General features: G+C 57.4%; 15 protein-coding genes. 3 read left to right on the plus strand and 12 right to left on the minus strand.

Translation table 11 applies throughout. The features are described from left to right. Positions 1–110 precede the first annotated feature (110 nt). The 4 genes from BN2762_RS20165 to BN2762_RS20180 form a co-directional block, all read right to left on the minus strand. The gene (locus BN2762_RS20165) at positions 111–458 is read right to left on the minus strand and encodes a carboxymuconolactone decarboxylase family protein (RefSeq protein WP_055108665.1); all 348 of its coding nucleotides are present in this window, start codon (positions 456–458) and stop codon (positions 111–113) included. Positions 459–585: 127 nt separating this feature from the next. Further along, entirely contained in the window at positions 586–801 is a 216-nt protein-coding gene (locus BN2762_RS20170; protein ID WP_055108666.1) for a hypothetical protein, read from the minus strand. A 233-nt stretch (positions 802–1,034) separates the two neighbouring features. After that, entirely contained in the window at positions 1,035–1,373 is a 339-nt protein-coding gene (locus tag BN2762_RS20175; protein ID WP_055108667.1) for a hypothetical protein, read from the minus strand. 84 nt (positions 1,374–1,457) lie between these two features. After that, entirely contained in the window at positions 1,458–2,030 is a 573-nt protein-coding gene (locus BN2762_RS20180) for a xanthine phosphoribosyltransferase (RefSeq protein WP_055108668.1), read from the minus strand. A gap of 160 nt (positions 2,031–2,190) precedes the next feature. Here BN2762_RS20180 and BN2762_RS20185 point away from each other — a divergent pair, with 160 nt between their 5' ends. Further along, positions 2,191–3,228, plus strand: coding sequence for a YkvI family membrane protein (locus BN2762_RS20185; RefSeq protein ID WP_055108669.1), 1,038 nt, complete (start codon positions 2,191–2,193; stop codon positions 3,226–3,228). Here the strand turns inward: BN2762_RS20185 and BN2762_RS20190 are convergent. The 3 genes from BN2762_RS20190 to BN2762_RS20200 are packed head-to-tail and all read right to left on the minus strand — an operon-like array spanning position 3,225 to position 8,783. Further along, positions 3,225–6,326 carry an AAA family ATPase gene (locus tag BN2762_RS20190; protein ID WP_055108670.1) on the minus strand — a complete coding sequence of 1,034 codons (3,102 nt, stop codon included), beginning with the start codon at positions 6,324–6,326 and terminating at the stop codon, positions 3,225–3,227. The two genes, BN2762_RS20185 and BN2762_RS20190, sit on opposite strands and share 4 nt — an antisense overlap. Next, positions 6,323–7,645 (minus strand): metallophosphoesterase family protein, encoded by a 1,323-nt coding sequence (locus BN2762_RS20195; protein WP_055108671.1) that lies wholly within the window; start codon positions 7,643–7,645, stop codon positions 6,323–6,325. Before BN2762_RS20195 ends, BN2762_RS20190 begins: the two co-directional genes overlap by 4 nt. 13 nt (positions 7,646–7,658) lie before the next feature. Then, positions 7,659–8,783 (minus strand): glycosyltransferase family 4 protein, encoded by a 1,125-nt coding sequence (locus tag BN2762_RS20200; RefSeq protein WP_055108672.1) that lies wholly within the window; start codon positions 8,781–8,783, stop codon positions 7,659–7,661. A 191-nt stretch (positions 8,784–8,974) separates the two neighbouring features. On the opposite strand from BN2762_RS20200, the gene BN2762_RS20205 reads away from it, so the two are divergent. Beyond that, on the plus strand, positions 8,975–10,420 hold the full coding sequence (locus BN2762_RS20205; RefSeq protein WP_055108673.1) for an RsmB/NOP family class I SAM-dependent RNA methyltransferase: 1,446 nt from the start codon (positions 8,975–8,977) through the stop codon (positions 10,418–10,420). Positions 10,421–10,552: 132 nt separating this feature from the next. Then, positions 10,553–10,645 carry a sporulation protein YjcZ gene (locus BN2762_RS27360; RefSeq protein WP_195903618.1) on the plus strand — a complete coding sequence of 31 codons (93 nt, stop codon included), beginning with the start codon at positions 10,553–10,555 and terminating at the stop codon, positions 10,643–10,645. Positions 10,646–11,027: 382 nt separating this feature from the next. Here the strand turns inward: BN2762_RS27360 and BN2762_RS20210 are convergent, their stop codons facing one another. From BN2762_RS20210 to BN2762_RS20230, 5 genes are all read right to left on the minus strand, one after another. Further along, on the minus strand, positions 11,028–11,843 hold the full coding sequence (locus tag BN2762_RS20210) for a Cof-type HAD-IIB family hydrolase (protein WP_055108674.1): 816 nt from the start codon (positions 11,841–11,843) through the stop codon (positions 11,028–11,030). A gap of 21 nt (positions 11,844–11,864) precedes the next feature. After that, positions 11,865–12,623 carry a pseudouridine synthase gene (locus tag BN2762_RS20215; RefSeq protein ID WP_055108675.1) on the minus strand — a complete coding sequence of 253 codons (759 nt, stop codon included), beginning with the start codon at positions 12,621–12,623 and terminating at the stop codon, positions 11,865–11,867. Positions 12,624–12,628: 5 nt separating this feature from the next. Beyond that, a complete protein-coding gene (locus tag BN2762_RS20220; RefSeq protein WP_055108676.1) occupies positions 12,629–14,218 on the minus strand; it encodes an RsmB/NOP family class I SAM-dependent RNA methyltransferase in 1,590 nt (529 codons plus the stop codon). Positions 14,219–14,372: 154 nt separating this feature from the next. Then, the gene (locus BN2762_RS20225; protein WP_055108677.1) at positions 14,373–14,843 is read right to left on the minus strand and encodes a DUF309 domain-containing protein; all 471 of its coding nucleotides are present in this window, start codon (positions 14,841–14,843) and stop codon (positions 14,373–14,375) included. Further along, complete coding sequence (locus tag BN2762_RS20230; RefSeq protein ID WP_055108678.1) at positions 14,833–15,648, minus strand: GTP diphosphokinase; 816 nt, start codon at positions 15,646–15,648, stop codon at positions 14,833–14,835. Before BN2762_RS20230 ends, BN2762_RS20225 begins: the two co-directional genes overlap by 11 nt. Between the last annotated feature and the right edge of the window lies 1 nt (position 15,649).

A 15,649-nucleotide genomic window follows, 5' to 3' on the forward strand; every position in this document is an offset into this window, starting at 1 on the left:
CAAATAAAGCTGTCCTGAAGCCTCTCTGGGCTTCTAGGACAGCTTTATTATTTAACCGCAGAATTGTGCTCACCCGTGGTCGGTAAATCGGCCACATCGAGATTTCTAAGCTACTGCAGCGCCGGCCCCGCAGCCAAAGCCTGCTGTACGCGGGTTACCCCCTGCGACAAAGCGTTGCCAGCCAGCGCGGCGGATGCCACGGCAACCGTCTCCAAAATCTCCGCGTCCGACGCCCCTTTGGAACGAGCCTCGTTCACGTGGTAGAACGTGCAGACCTCCTGATTCATGGATAACGCAATACCTACCGCAATCAGTTGCTTCGTCTTGGCATCCAGCGCCCCATCCGCGAAGCATTCGCCCGTGTAAGCATGGTACGCGTAGGTTACTTCCGGCATCGTTTCGCCATACCGGTGGATTTCCTGCTTGTATGCACTTATTTTATCGCTCACCAGCGACATGAACGGACATCCTTTCATAGTAAAGTGAAGCTGCAGTTGCTCCGGCCATAGGCTCCAGAGCTATGCGCTTGTAGTGCTTGTGCTTGAACTTACACTTACTACGTTCTCCCGTCCGGCAAAAAATATGCTATCCTTCCGGCGATATTCTCGGTTCGCGGGAAGGTTGAATAATGTATCGCCGGTCCAGCTTGACCACGTTCCGATTCGGCCGGCGGATCAGCACATGCGTATCATCCCAGGCTACGACGATGCCCCGGACGTCATTCTCCGGCAAGGCATCCCTTACGACGCGAACCTTCTCACCGGATACCCGGTACGCATCCAATTGTTCATCCGAAATCACGGGACAGTCACCTCCTCCTTCATATATTAACACAACCTCGCAGACGCTATAATATGACTTGCGATGATATCACTGGCCATAGCCGGAACCGCGGCATATGTGCAATGACTGACTCCCTGATTCCATACCTACAAAAAGCGCAGAAAAAGACCCCGCTGCAAAATGCGGAGTCTTACTATATCGCTAAACCTTATGACCGAGCTGCGAACAAGAACCAGCAACACATCCCTGCTTTAACGTTGTGCATGCTCCCGGCTGTCATTCTTCTCAAACCAGAAATCAAGCACTTTGGCCGACATCACCCGCTGCTCCAGGTAAGCCACCTGCTGAGGGCTGAATTGATCCTTCCAAGGAATGGACAGTTCCTCGCACAGGCCCGCAATCGTCAGAAGCTGCGACCAGGCTACATAGCGTTTGTACCAGAAGAACTGGGGATGTTCAAGCATATAGGGATAAAGGTCGTCAAATTCTGTATGTTTGCAATCCAGGGCACGTTCAAATACAACCTTTGCATCAGACAGTTTGGAAATAAAGAAATTCACGTCAACAACAGATTGATTTTGATCCCCCATCGTTTAGCCTCCTCTCCCTAGTGCTCCCATTATATCGAAAAAAAGAGGCCCTGCAAAGGATTGTTGCAAAATTGGTACAATTTTTTATTCGGCAAAGGTGATTTTTCCATCGGAAAGCGAAACGATTTGCACGAGTGATTCCAGGCGGATTCCCTGATCGCGGATCGCCCTGCCACCGGCTTGGAATGTCTTCTCTACAACGATTCCCGCTCCAACCAGCTCGGCTCCAGCGCGCTGAATAATTTTGATGAGTCCCCGTGCGGCATCCCCGTTCGCGATGATGTCATCGATGAACAGAATCCGGTCGTTGGGCGAAATAAAATTGCGGGAAATCAGAATGTCCGTCACAATCCCTTTCGTAAACGAAGGAACCCGTTCGCAGAGCATATCGTCCTCCGCCAGCAGCGTCTTCTTGCGCCGCGCGAACACCAATGGAACTCCGAGCTCGTAAGCAGCGGCGAACGCCACCGCGATGCCGGATGATTCCACCGTCACTACGCGGGTAATCTTGTCCTCCTTGAAGCGCTTGGCAAATTCCTTCCCCATCTCCATCGTCAGCTGGGGATCGATTTGATGGTTGAGCAGAGCATCCAGCTTGAGGACCTGCTCGGAGACGATCACGCCTTCCTCGGCGATCCGTTGTTTTAATTTCTCCATACTTTTTCCTCCCGGGTCATCTCGTTTGTAACAAATTAACATATTCATTTCTTCGCATCAACAGGAATTCGTTGAGGACAGCAGGACAAGTTTAAGTCATGTCCCCTTCCCGCGCAACATACCTTGTACTATATATAGCACATCATCCAGGGGGAAAACTATGAAAAATGCCTTTAACGTCCTTAAAATCGCGTTCACTTATATCGGGACCGTCGTGGGGGCGGGCTTTGCCACCGGCCGGGAAATACTGCAATTCTTCACCCAGTACGGCAAATGGGGCATCCTGACGATTCTACTCACAACGATACTCCTGATGTGGCTCGGCACGAAAATGATGCTGCTGGCCCACCGCATCAAAGCCGCCTCCTATGAGGACTTGAACCGCCATCTGTTCGGGGACAGCTTTGGCCAATGGCTCAGCCTGTTTACCTTAATCGTGCTCATCGGCGTCAACAGCGTTATGCTCGCCGGGGCAGGCTCCGTATTCGTGGAGCATCTCGGCATGAATTACCAGATCGGGCTCTGGTTCACCCTGATCGGCACCTTCGTGCTGCTCCGGCGAGGAATTGAGGGCGTTATGCAGCTCAACACCGTCGTTGTGCCGATGATGATCCTCCTGTCCATCGCCATCATCGCCTCTACCGCAAGCTCGCCGAGCGCCATGCGCTTCATCACGATCACAGCCGATAAGAGCTTGTTTACGACATGGGCTTCCCCTTTACTATATACCGCCTTCAATCTCTCCATGGCCCAGGCGGTGCTCGTCCCGATCGGCGGCCATACCGAGAGTCGGCGGACGATCATATGGGGCGGAATTATCGGGGGGGCCGGCATCGGCTTCATGCTGATGGCCGCACATTTTGCATTATCAGCCTTCATGCCGGGGATCGGCCAATTCGACATACCGATGGGCAGCATTGCCGCCCAGTTGGGGACGGCCATACAGCTTTTTTACATCGTCTTGATATTCATGGAGATATTCAGCACCTTCGTTGCCGACGTTTACGGCGTTACCCTCCAGCTCAAACAGCGGATAAACATTCAGCCCTATGTCATTTCCATTACCGTTCTCATGATCTGTTATGTCACCAGCCAGTTCGGATTCAGCTCCCTGCTCTCCGTCCTTTACCCTACCTTCGGGGTATTCTCGCTGCTCTGGGCTTGCGTCCTCGCTTCCTATAGACGAAGGCCGGCTTAACCCAAATTGATGATCTGCGCTTCCGGTATCTGCGCTGCTATGCCTTCGACGACATGGGCATGGCAGGTCATCATGATCATCTGGCGCTTCAGGGCGACTTCCTTCAGTACCGAAATAGCCCCTTGCATGCGAGCCGCATCGAAGTTGACGAGCAAGTCATCAAGCAGAAGCGGGATGCTACGATGATGGGAGACTGCATCAGCCAAAGCCAGCCGCATCGACAAGTACAGCTGCTCGGCCGTGCCGCGGCTTAACGCCCCGCTTCCGATCGCACCGTAATCGCGATGCTCGGCCAGCAGCTCCTGGCTGCCCATCTTCAGAACGATCCGCTCATACCGCCCGCCTGTCATCGTGCGCAAATAGGCGGAGGCCAGCCTCAGCACCTCCGGCTGGCGCTCCTCTTCATACACGCGCCTTGCCCGGGAGATCAGCTCCTGACATACTGCCATCACTGCATATTTGTCCAGGCTGTCGCGGAGCGCCGCCAGCTGCTCAGCCAGCTTCTGGTTTACATCCTCCTGCCTTCCGCGCTGTTCGAGAGCCTCCTGCTCCTGCAGCAGGCGTCCCCTGCGCTCCTGAAGCTCCCGCCAGGCTCTCTCCTTCGTCTCCATCGCCTTCTCGGCAGCCAGCAGCCGATCCTTCAGCTCCTCCTCAGAGCAGCTGCTGAGCAGCTCTTCGAGCTGCCCCTGCGTCTGCGAATCGCAGCCCGAGAACATAACCGTCTCCAGCTGGCGGATTTCCCGCTCCAGCTCGGCGCGGCGTCTGACCTCCGCGCTCCGCCGGAGAAATTCCTCCCCGCTAGCCGCCCCTCCTTCCAGCAGAAGCTCCTGCTCCCGAAGGCCGATCCGCTTCAGCCGGTCATGAAGCCGATCTATCTCCCCCTTAAGCGTCTCCAGCTTCGAGGAGAGCGAATCACGCTCGGCCTGAATTTGCTCTGCAGCCGCAAGCTGCGATTTCGCTTCGATCACGATCCTTCCCAGCGATGCTATGCGCTGTTCGCTTGGACCGGTGTCTCTTCCGCTCTCGGTAACAGACAGGGGAGCGGATTCGGATTCCTCCCGCCCCGCTGCTGCCTGCTCCTCACCCGGCCAGTCCTGCACCGACGCAGTGCCGCTCAACTCGCCGAATATCGCCCTCGCCTCACGTTCAAAGGCGGCATTCTCTTCCGTTAGCATCGACAGCCTGGCCTCCGCCTGCTCGATCCGGCTCAGCTGCTCCCTGCCCTGCTCCGCCAGGCGGAACACGTCAAGCGCCGCCTCCATAAGCTGGCGCAGCTCCCGCTCCTGCCGATCCCAGTCCTCGGGCTGCAGGGGCCCGTGAGCTTCGCCACTACGGCCGGCTGCAGCAAGCGGATCGGCAACCAGCCTGGCCAGCAGCCCGCGCAGCCTGGCATCGGTCTCAGAAGCAGCGTCCGCTCCCGGAAGCCGCCGCAGCCCGGACCTGTGCTTCGACCGCGCAGACCGGCTCATGCCCAGCCATAAATAAGCATCCAGGCCGGCAAGACCCGTAAAGGCCGCGAGTGTTCCCCAAACCGAGCTGGAGGACAGCCAAATCGCCCCGGGCAGAATGACCGTAAGCACCGAGCTGGCAGCAAGCAGGTTCCGGTACAGTCCTTGCATTTGCTTCTCTGCTAACGCCTCCGCCTCCCTGGCATGAGCCTCCTTGAGCCGGGACGAGGAGGTCTCATGCCAGCGGTCCAGCTCGAAGCTCAGCTCGCTCCATGCACGCCGGATTTCGTCCGGATGCCTTGGCACAAGCATCGTAAATTCGCGCCGGCCGGCTTCCTCGCTCTCCTCCAGCCGGGACATCGCTGCGGTGTACGCCTCCTTCGCAGCAGCCGCCTCCTGTTCCAGCTTATAGCGCTCGCTGTGCAGCAGCTCCATCTCTTTGTCATAGGCGGAGAACCGTGCCCCGAACCGCCGGACGGCTTCCCGTTCGCCAACCGTCCCGGCGAAGGAGGCAAGCTCGCGCTCCGTCCAGCTCGCATCGATGCTGCGAAGGCATTCGGCAAGGCGCCGGCGCAGCGAGCGGAGCTCCGTCCGCAGCTCCGCCATGTCCTTCACGCGCGCCTCATAGCCCGCCAGCTGCCCGTGGAGGGACCGCACCTCCTCCGCCTTGGCCAAGAGTGGAGTATTCGGAGCAAGCCTGCCCATCTCCGCGCTCAAGGCCTCGATTCTGCGCGCCAGCTCCGCGCGGTCCAGCAGCAGCCGCTCCTTCTCCTCCTGGAGGGCATTCCAGCGGACGGAGCCTTCCTCCGGAAAAGCCTCGTAATAAGGCAGGGATTGTAGCTCTGCCCGCAACTGCTCGCGCACGAGCCAGTCCTGCCGGATTAGCGATGCTTTGCTCAGCTCCGCCAGCTCCCTGCCGCAAGCCGCTCGCTCCGCCTCGCACCCGGCCAGTTCGTCCATGACCCGCTCCAGCTCGCCAAGCACCTCATTGTACCGCGGCAGCAGCCTGCCCGCCGCTTCGGCCTCCTGTCTCAGCCGCTCATAGCCCTGCAGGAGCCGGGCCATTTCCTGCGTGCGCCCGCGAGGCCGATAGAGCTTGTCCATCTCCTGGCTAAGCTTCTTCTCCCCGCGAAGCACAGCCGCGCCGCCGCCGATTCCTGCATGGAACAGGAAACGGTTCAGCTCCTCTGATTGAAGCGCAGCCACCTCCTGCAGCTCGGTCAGCGAGATCGCGAACAACTGCTTGAACATATCGCTGGACATGCCGCCGAGCAGTTCCCGCTGCATCTCCTCCTGCGCCGCTTCAATCAGCCTGCCCTCTGCGTCGGTCCTTGTAATGCGCAGCCGCTCGCTCCGCGAGCCCCCTGGCCTGCCTTCGGGCGGCAGGGCATAGCGCTCGATAACCCAGCGGTCGCCTTCATCGCCGCGAACGGCCAGCTGCCCGCCATGCGCGCCGCCCCGGGTCGGTTCATATCGCATAGAACCGTACGTCCGCGAGGGAATGCCGAACAGCATGGCCCGCACGAAGCCCAGCAGCGTGCTTTTGCCCGCCTCGTTCGGACCGTACAAGACGGTGACAGGCCCCTTGAATTCCAGCTCCAGGCCGCTCAAATGCCCGAACCCGCTTACCTGCAGCTTGTCCAGCCTCATCGCTGCGCGCCTCCCTTCGTCTCCTGCTCCGCCAGCAAGCTGACCGCCATCTCCGCAGCTTGGCGTACGAGAGCCTTCTGATCCTCGGTGCCGAGCTCCCTGACGAGCATGCGGAGACGGCGGTCCTCGCTTACCGCAGCAAGGGCCGAGCCCATAATCTGCTCCAGCAGCTCCTCCTCCCGTTCCGCCAGGTCCGCCATGCGCAGCAGCTCGCCGAGAAAGCTGTCCTCCTGCCTCATCGCCTCAGGATCGAGATCCGCTCCCGTTCTTACTTTCAAGCCTGCCGGCCAGACGACCGGAGCGGAGGGACCGAGCCCGGGGGCTTCCCCTTCCAGGCGGCGGCTTTCCTTCCGGCGCAGTTCCTGGATCAGCTCCTCTCCCTCGGTTCCCGTCTGCAGCATCGCGTGAAGCGGACCCCGCCCACTCAAGACGAGGCGAACGATCTGGACCCTCCCCGAGGCTTGCTCCCTGAGCTCCTCCAGCAGCTCTTCGGCCAGATCCCGCAGCTGCTCCTCATTGGCCAGGCCCTCAATGGACAGCTCCGCTTCCTGCCAGCGGACGGTATCCAGCGCCCGAAAGGAGAGCCGAGCTTCGCCATGTCCGTTCACATCCACCACATAACAGCCCTTCGGACCGGTCTCCTTCAGGCTGCGCCCCTGGGGATTGCCCGGGTAGACGATCCACGGAGCTTCGTGCAGAATCTGGCGCTTATGAATATGGCCTAAAGCCCAATAATCGTAGCCGCTTTGCTGCAAGTCCCGGAGCGAGCAAGGCGAATAGGCGTCATGCCCCTCCTGCCCGTCCACATTGGCATGCAGCAGACCGATATGGAACAGGCTGCACGAAGGATCCCGGCGGAATTGCAGGGACGTATTCTCCGTAACCGCGGAGGTCGGGTAGGAAATCCCGGTGATGACCGCCACCGGCTCGCCATCGCTGCGCCGAAGGGCGGTGACACTCTCCGCCGCAGGGCCGAACACCGTAACATGCTCGGGATGCGCAAGACGGAGCCTGCCCGCATTCAGCGGATCATGATTGCCGTGGATGACATAGACCGGGATGCCGTGCCTGCCGAGAAGTTCCCAGGCCTCCCGAAGCCGGAGCTGCGCCCGCAGCGAAGAATCAGAGGCATCGTATACGTCCCCGCTGATGACGATAAAGTCCGGCTGCTCGGCGATCGCCAGCTCCACCAGATGGTTTAAAGCGGCGAACGTGGACTGCTGCAAATGCTCCCGCAGCCGGTCCGGCACGCTGGACATGCCTGCAAAGGGACTATCCAGGTGCAGGTCGGCCGCATGAATGAAACGAAATGGAATCATACTCTCACTCACTTTACCGCTTGAATTGCAAATAAGTATTTTTCAGCTCATGAACGACCCGATCCAGCGAATAGTATCTCTTGGCTTTCTCCAGTCCCGTCTCGGCGAGACGGGCGCGGTAGTCCTCATCATTGATGACCTCCTGCAGGGCATTCGCCAGAGCCAGATCATCCTCCGGATCCACAAGGCGGCCGTTCACGCCGTCTTCAATCTGTTCGGCAATCCCGCCGATATTCGTTCCGACCAGCGCCAGATTGCACAGAGCGGCCTCGGCAAATACCGAGCCGAATGCCTCCGCCCGGGACGGCAGCACAAATATATCGAAGAACGGCATAAATTCCTCCGGATGAAGCGTATAGCCGTAAAAAATCGTCTCATCATATATGCCAAGCTCCACAGCCAGCTGCTCCAGATCCTGGCGGATCGGTCCATCCCCGATAATATGCAGGACATAGCTGAGGCCCCGCCTTTTCAGCTCCGCGCATGCGCGAAGCAGCACATCCAGCCCCTTCGCAGGCACAAGCCTGCATACAGTCACTAGCTGTATGACTTCATTATGGTGCGGGATAGGCTTGAATCTCGCATCGTCAAACCCGTTCCGGATGACCCCGATCCGCTCGGGATCGTCCACATGCGGGGCTAAATATTCGCGAAAGGATTCGGAGACCGTAAACATCCGGTCAGTCCGGTGCTCCAGCTCGCGGTAGAGAGAAGAGAGGAAGCGGTGCTCCAGCCCGCCCTCCTTGATTTTGCCGTTGAGGATAAGCTCCCGCTCATAGCTGGAGTGGATGCTCTGGACGACGGGCGTGTCCGGAAAGACCTCCTTCATCACAAGCCCGGCGATCGGGTGGTGCGCATGAATCAGATCGTAGGATTGCTGCAGCCGCAGCTTGGTCCACCATAAATAATCGCGGTAGGTCTGCATATATTTCTGGACGATTGGGCTCTGCCCGTATTTTTGCCAGTCAAAGGTATGGAATCTGATCTCCTCCGTCCCTTTGCCCCGGATCCGCTTCGGCAGGGAGAATAACTCCATCTCCCATTCAGGAGGCTCGAACCTGTCTTGCAGGTAGGGAATCATCGAAGATACGCCTCCAGGCTGCTCTGGAGGGAAGAATAAGGCCTGCAGCAGTTTCATACTCGTTCTCCTTTACATGCTTGAATTCTCTATATTGTTTTCTCTGCATAAATATCTTGAAAAAAAGCCATGCTTCTTCAATTATGACACATTAAAGAAGGAACATCCATTCCCCTTTTTAGATCAAATCCGGTTGTGGTAAAATTTCCGAAGTGCATTTTATCCATCGAAAAAGGAGTATTCTGAAGCTTATGTCCAAGACAGCATTGCCGGATTCCTTCCGCGAACGCATGCTCTCGATGCTCGGCGAAGCCGAAGGGCAATCCTTCCTTGACAGCTATGAAAGACCGCGGGCATACGGACTGCGGATCAACTCCCTTAAGGTCAGGCCCGGATCGGCGGCAGAGCGCGACATCCAGCAGCGCTTCGGGCTGGAGGACGTGCCTTGGTGCCGGGGAGGCTATTATTACGATGAGGCATCCCGTCCGGGCAGGCATCCTTACCATGCCGCAGGATTATATTATATTCAGGAGCCGTCGGCGATGTCTGCCGTAGAGCTGCTGGACCCTCAGCCGGGAGAGACCGTGCTGGATCTCGCTGCCGCCCCGGGGGGCAAAACGACGCAGATCGCCATGAGGATGGCTGGTAAAGGGCTGCTGATCAGCAACGAAATCCATCCCCAGCGCGCCAAAATCCTGGCGGAAAACGTCGAGCGCTTCGGCGCTCGCAACGTGGTGGTGACGCAGGCTTCTCCCGGCGAGCTGTCCGCGCGCTTTCCGCTCGCCTTTGACCGGATCATGCTGGATGCGCCGTGCTCCGGGGAAGGCATGTTCCGCAAGGACCCGGATGCGATCGCCGAATGGTCGGAGCAGATGGTGGAGCTATGTGCGGCAAGGCAATGGGACATCCTGCAGGATGCCATCGCCATGCTGAAGCCGGGAGGCCGGATCGCCTATTCGACCTGCACCTTCAACCGGCAGGAGAACGAGGAGATCATCACCCGGCTGCTGGCGCAGTATCCCGAGCTGGAGCTCGCGGCGGAGAAGCGGATATGGCCGCATCTTCACCGGGGAGAGGGCCACTATGTCGCCTTGCTCCAGCGGAAGGGGCTGGATGGAGAATATCTTCCAGCTGCGGAGAATCCCGTGCGCCTATCCGGAACGGGCCCAGCCTGGACCAAAAGCAAGCCGCACAGCAAAAAGCGCAGCTCCGGCGAATCGCCCAACAGGAGCGCGGCAGCCGCCTTTGAGGCCTGCAGCCAATGGGCGGACCATGAGCTGCCGGGGTTAGGGGCTCTCCTGGGCGACGGCAGTCCTGTCTTATTCGGAGAAGCTCTATATTGGCTCCCGCTCAGTGCAGGACTGTCGTTATCCCCGCGCAGCCTTGACGGATTAAAGGTTCCCCGCGCCGGTCTTCACCTGGGGGAATACAAAAAAGGGCGGTTCCAGCCGGCCCACGCGCTGGCTATGGCCGCAGCCCCAAACGAGGCCGCCCTGATCTGGACCCTGAAGCCAGGCTCTCCCGGGCTGGCTGCTTATTTGCACGGGGATATCCTGGCGGTTCCTGAGCAATATCGCGGCTGGTGCCTCGTCACGGTGGAATGCGGCGAGGACAGCTTCCCGCTGGGCTGGGGCAAAGCCAGCGGCGGGCAGCTCAAGAACCATTTGCCCAAAGGGCTGCGCCAGCCTCTCTCTTAAGCCTATAGCAGGGTTATTTATCACGTTCTTGCAGCGGAAAGACAGCAGTCCAAAACTCCTTTCTCTTCGCGTCATACTATACTCTATCCCGTCAAATACGGGGGACATTTCCGTCAAAAGGGAGGAATAACTATGGGCGAAATTTTTGGAGGAGGCTTCACTTCCACAGGGGTCATTCTTGTGCTCTTCATCCTGCTCGTTATCGTATCCCGTTCCTTCATATAACGGCTTTATGGACGAGAAGCGCGGACTACTAGCGCCAGACTACTATAGTATCATTCCTTAGCATGCCTGCTCAGAACCATCTAGTGTGAAGGTAGAATTGAAAAAAGGCGGTGGAACCAAGGGGTTCCTACGCCTTTTTGTTCCTACGCCTTTTTTCATAACAATGCCTATGTACAGCACCTCAGCGGGAGCACGCTGATATTCTGCACGGCAACTGAAGCACGCACGCCATCGATCCGCACAAAACGAGCTATTGAGCAGCATGCGAACGAGAGGAATTCTAATGAACAGAATGCCAGCGAGAATTTGCTGACGAGCAGCATGCCGGCGAAAGAACGCTGGCGGTCGGCATGCCATCAACAGATGCAGGCGACCCAGCTTATCAGCTCACGGATTGTTCGAAACAATATTTCTCCAGCGCCAGCTTCACGCCCTCTTCATTGTTCGAGGCCGTAACCGCTTTGGCAGCCGCTTTGACCTCGACTGGCGAGTTGTCCATCGCGATGCTGAGCCCTGCATACGTAAGCATTGAAATATCGTTGTAATAATTCCCGATCGCCATGACGTTCTCCGCAGGGATTCCCCGTTTCTCGGCCAATTTCTGGAGCGCAGCGCCTTTGGAGGAATCTCTGTGCGTAATATCAATGAAGAAATCACCGCTGCGCAGAATGTTGAACTCTGAATTATCCCACTTGCTCCAGTCATCGTACACCCGATCCATCTCGTCCTTATGGCCGGAGATGGTCACCTTCACGATCGGCTCGCTCAGATCGGCCCAGCGCGGCAGCTCCTTGGGAACCATCATGAACTGCTTGTATAAATCCAGCGCCTCCTGAGTAAGGCCGGCCGCACCCTGAACATAAAGGGCAAACGTCGTATTCACGTCGAAATGAACGCCGTTGTCCCGGCAGTAGTCCATATAAGGCGCCAAGGCCAGCGGGCTGATCTCGAACTCATGGACGATCTCCAGAGTCTGTATATTGACCGTGGCTGCTCCGTTATGCGTAATCACATAGCCATCCAGACCCATTTCCTTCATGAACGGAATGGAGTTCCCCGGAGCACGGCCCGTACAGAGGACGAATTCCGCGCCCTGCCTGGCAATTTTCTTGATCGTCTCCGCCGTTCCCGGCGTCAATACGTGATCATCGTTCAACAAAGTACCGTCTACGTCCAAAGCGATCAGTTTATATTTCATCTCCATGTCTCCTTTGTTTGCCTATAGCGATTTCTTGTATGTTTTCAGCAGTTCAACCTCTGCCTCCGTCAATTCCCGGAATGTACCGAGCGCCAGGGAATCATCCAGCGCAAGCGGCCCCATGCTGACCCGCTTCAAATACATCACCCTGGATCCCACCGCCATGAACATTCGCTTCACCTGATGGAACTTGCCTTCGGATAGGGTCAGCCGAATATGGGACTGGACGCCCTCTTCACCGCGCATTACCTCCAGCACCTCCAGCTCGGCCGGAAGCGTAACATAGCCGTCATCCAAGGCGACTCCTTCGCGGAACAGCGCGGCTTCCCGCTCCCCGATCTCGCCGAGCACTCGAGCCTCGTATGTCTTCGGCACATGCTTGCGCGGGGACAACAGGTCGTGGGCCAGCTGCCCGTCGTTGGTCAGCAGCAGAAATCCTTCCGTGTCCTTGTCCAGGCGGCCCACCGGAAAGGGCGAGAACGCGCGAAGCTCCGCCGGGATCAAGTCCAGCACCGTGCGGTCCCGGTTATCCTCCGTTGCGGAAATGACGCCTTGAGGCTTGTTCAGCATCAAGTAGACAAATTCACGATAATCGATATTCTCGCCGTCCACCGCAATGCGATCCTCGTATGGATCAGCCTGAATTCCGCTGTCCTTCGGCACGGTGCCGTTTAGCGTGACTCTTCCCTGCTTCACCATTTTTTTGATATCTGTTCTTGAGCCGTAGCCCAGATGACCCAATATTTTATCCAGTCTTTGCGTTTTCTTGCCTTTGCTCACTTCGTTTATGTCCACCTCCACCCTGCGGGATATTCATTCTTGAGCATGCCGTCAAGCCATTTCCCCCATCCCAGCGACAGTCCGTCTACACAGACCAGTACATATCCTTTAGGGAAACCCTGGATACCCCGGCATTCAATTCTGGATGCCGGGACATTCAGGGTTTCCCCTTTAAGATATCTGACGGCTTCGCCGTTCTCCTTAGACAAGTTGAGGACCCGGTTGGCTTCCCCGGCGGATAGCGCCGTCGCTAGCGGGTGGCCTGGGGTGAAGCGGCCGTTCTTCGCCGTACCGGCATACCATCCGGGACGGACGGTCTTCAGGCCGGCCAGCTGATCCTTCGCCAGCGGGGACAGGTACAGATGGCCGCCGAACAGCAGCGGCTGGCCCGGGAGCTTCGCGTCCAGGTTCTCGGCTGCAAATTGCTGCCAGTGGTCTAGAAGCTCCCGGTCACCGGGCACCTTTCCGGCACTCTCCCGCTCTTTGGCAGAACGGCCAGGCTGGCGTCCGCTTGGTTTCTTGCCCATTTTGCCCCTGCTGCTGGCATAGCCCGAATCCAGCGCGGAAGCCGCAGCAGGAGCCGCAGCCGTCCCGGGCTGCGCTTCATCGCGGCTCGCCAGGAGCGGCCGGCCTCCTGCCGGCCCCTTATGCTGAAGCACGGCCAGGAAATGCCCTTCGCCCTCTACCAGATGCGGCCATAGCCTGCCGCAATTTGCGGTCAGGCTGGCGGCTTGCGAGGAGAAGGCAGCATCACCGCCTTCCGTATTCAACCGGTACAGCCACTCCGGACGACCCGGCGAGAAGCCAAGTTCCCCGGGCAGCGGAATAAGCTCAAAATCCGCATGCCAATCCAGAAACCGGGCGATCATCGCCTCATTCTCTTCAGGAGCAAATGTACAGGTTGAATACACGATTCTTCCGCCAGGCACCAGCATCGCTGCAGCCGACTTCAGGATGTCCTGCTGAATGACGGTGCACTTGGACGTAGAGTGAATTTCCCACTGCCGCGCCATAGCCTCGTCCTTGCGGAACATGCCCTCCCCCGAGCATGGCGCATCGATCAATATTTTATCGAAATAATTCGGAAAGGATTGTGCAATGCGCTCTGGCGTCTCGTTGAGCACCACGGCGTTCCGCACTCCGTACAGCTCAATATTTTTAGCCAGGGCCTTGGTTCGTTCCGCATGAATATCATTGGTAACCAGCACCCCTTCGCCCTGCAGCTTGGCTGCGATTTGCGTAGATTTGCCACCGGGCGCGGCGCATAAATCCAGCACCTTCTCCCCCGGTGTAACATCAAGCATTTCCACAGGGGCCATCGCGCTCGGCTCTTGTATATAATAGAGCCCCGCATGATAGTACGGATGCTTGCCCGGCTTCAGGCCTTCCTGGACGTAGAATCCGGTAGGGCACCAGGATACGGGCTTCACTTCAAACGGAGATACGCCCAGAAACGACTGCACACTCATTTTGAGCGTATTCACGCGAATACCGACATAACGGGGATTGTCATAAGAGGATAGAAAAGCGCCGTAATCGCTGCCCAGCAGCTGCTGCATCTTTTCCAGAAAAGCCATCGGTATATGAACTGCCATATATTAAACCATCCATCCTTATCATCAAGAATATGTCCATTGTAACATACCAGTATCATCAGATTGTAAAACAATAAGCGATTCCCGTCCAGCGCCAGGCATGAACGGCAGCTTCAAAAAGCCCTCTCCCGTTCTCGGGAAAGGGCTCTGCTATTCATTCGCTCCTGCCCTGCATCCGCAGCTCATGCTTGGCGCCTCGCTGAGGCCCCCTGCGCTGAGGAATGTTGGGCTCTATTTCCGGCGCTGCCTTGTCCACGAGCTCCGATAAGTGCGAATCGAGAATATCAATCGTTAAATCATAGTAAGGAAACGGAGACTCGTCATAGTTCGCCAGCGCGGCGGCGTAGGCCTCCGTCTCGCGAAGCAGCTTGCCTAAATCAATGCCAAGGGAATCCGGCGGATACGGAGCCAGCCTCTGCGCCGCCGATTCCATCATTTTCCGCCCTCCGGTCACATTGCCGTTGCGGAAATGGTACAGGCCGACCGCGACCTGCAGCAATCCTTTATGCAGCGGGTCCTTATCCAGCTTCAGCCACAGCTCCTCCATCACTTCATGGCATTCGAAGTAATCCCGGTCACGGTTGAAGTAGACGAGGAAGGCGACATACAGGCGATCATACGTCATCGCCGGACTCCACGGTTTTCTTCGCCGCCTTGATCAGCTGCCCGACCTCGGTATGCAGCTCCTTCAGCCCTTCCATGTTCCGGGCTTCCCATAGCTCGTTGAAGCGCTGCTGAGCCTCGATGGCCTCCGTGACCTTATGATAAAAATAGAGCTGATGAATCGCCGTGAGCAATCGGTTCACGATGGTGGATTCGTCCTCAAAGCTCTTCTGGGCAAGCAGAATCTCCTCGCGTATGCTGGACATTTCATTGTCCAGGACGAATGCGGCCTCTGCAGCCTTCTTCAGCCTGATGCGCATTTCGTCAGGCAGGCTTTCCCGGTATTTATAATTCAGGGAATGCTCGATCGTCGCCCAGAAATTCATGGCCAGCGTCCGGATCTGAATTTCCGCCAGCACGTTTTTCAGGCCCAGGGCAGTCTGTACGGGGTATTCCACGATCATATGGAAGCTGCGATAACCGCTTTCCTTGTAGTTTGTTATATAATCCTTCTCATAAATCACCCGGAGATCCTTGCGGGCCCGAATATACTCGGCCACCCTGCGGATGTCCTCGACGAACTGGCACATGATCCGTATGCCGGCGATGTCCTCGATCCCTTGCTCCAGCTGGTCCATCGGCACGTTCAGTCGTTTGGCCTTATCGAGAATGCTTGATATTTTCTTGACCCTTCCGGTAACGAATTCGATCGGCGCATACTCCTCCAGCTTCTTAAGCTCGGAGCGCATCGTCTTGAACTTCACCTTCAACTCTTCAACCGTTTGCTCGTACGGAAGCAAAAATACTCCCCAGTCTCTATTATCCATC

Source organism: Paenibacillus ihumii (genome assembly GCF_001403875.1).
Taxonomy (GTDB): Bacteria; Bacillota; Bacilli; order Paenibacillales; family Paenibacillaceae; genus Fontibacillus; species Fontibacillus ihumii.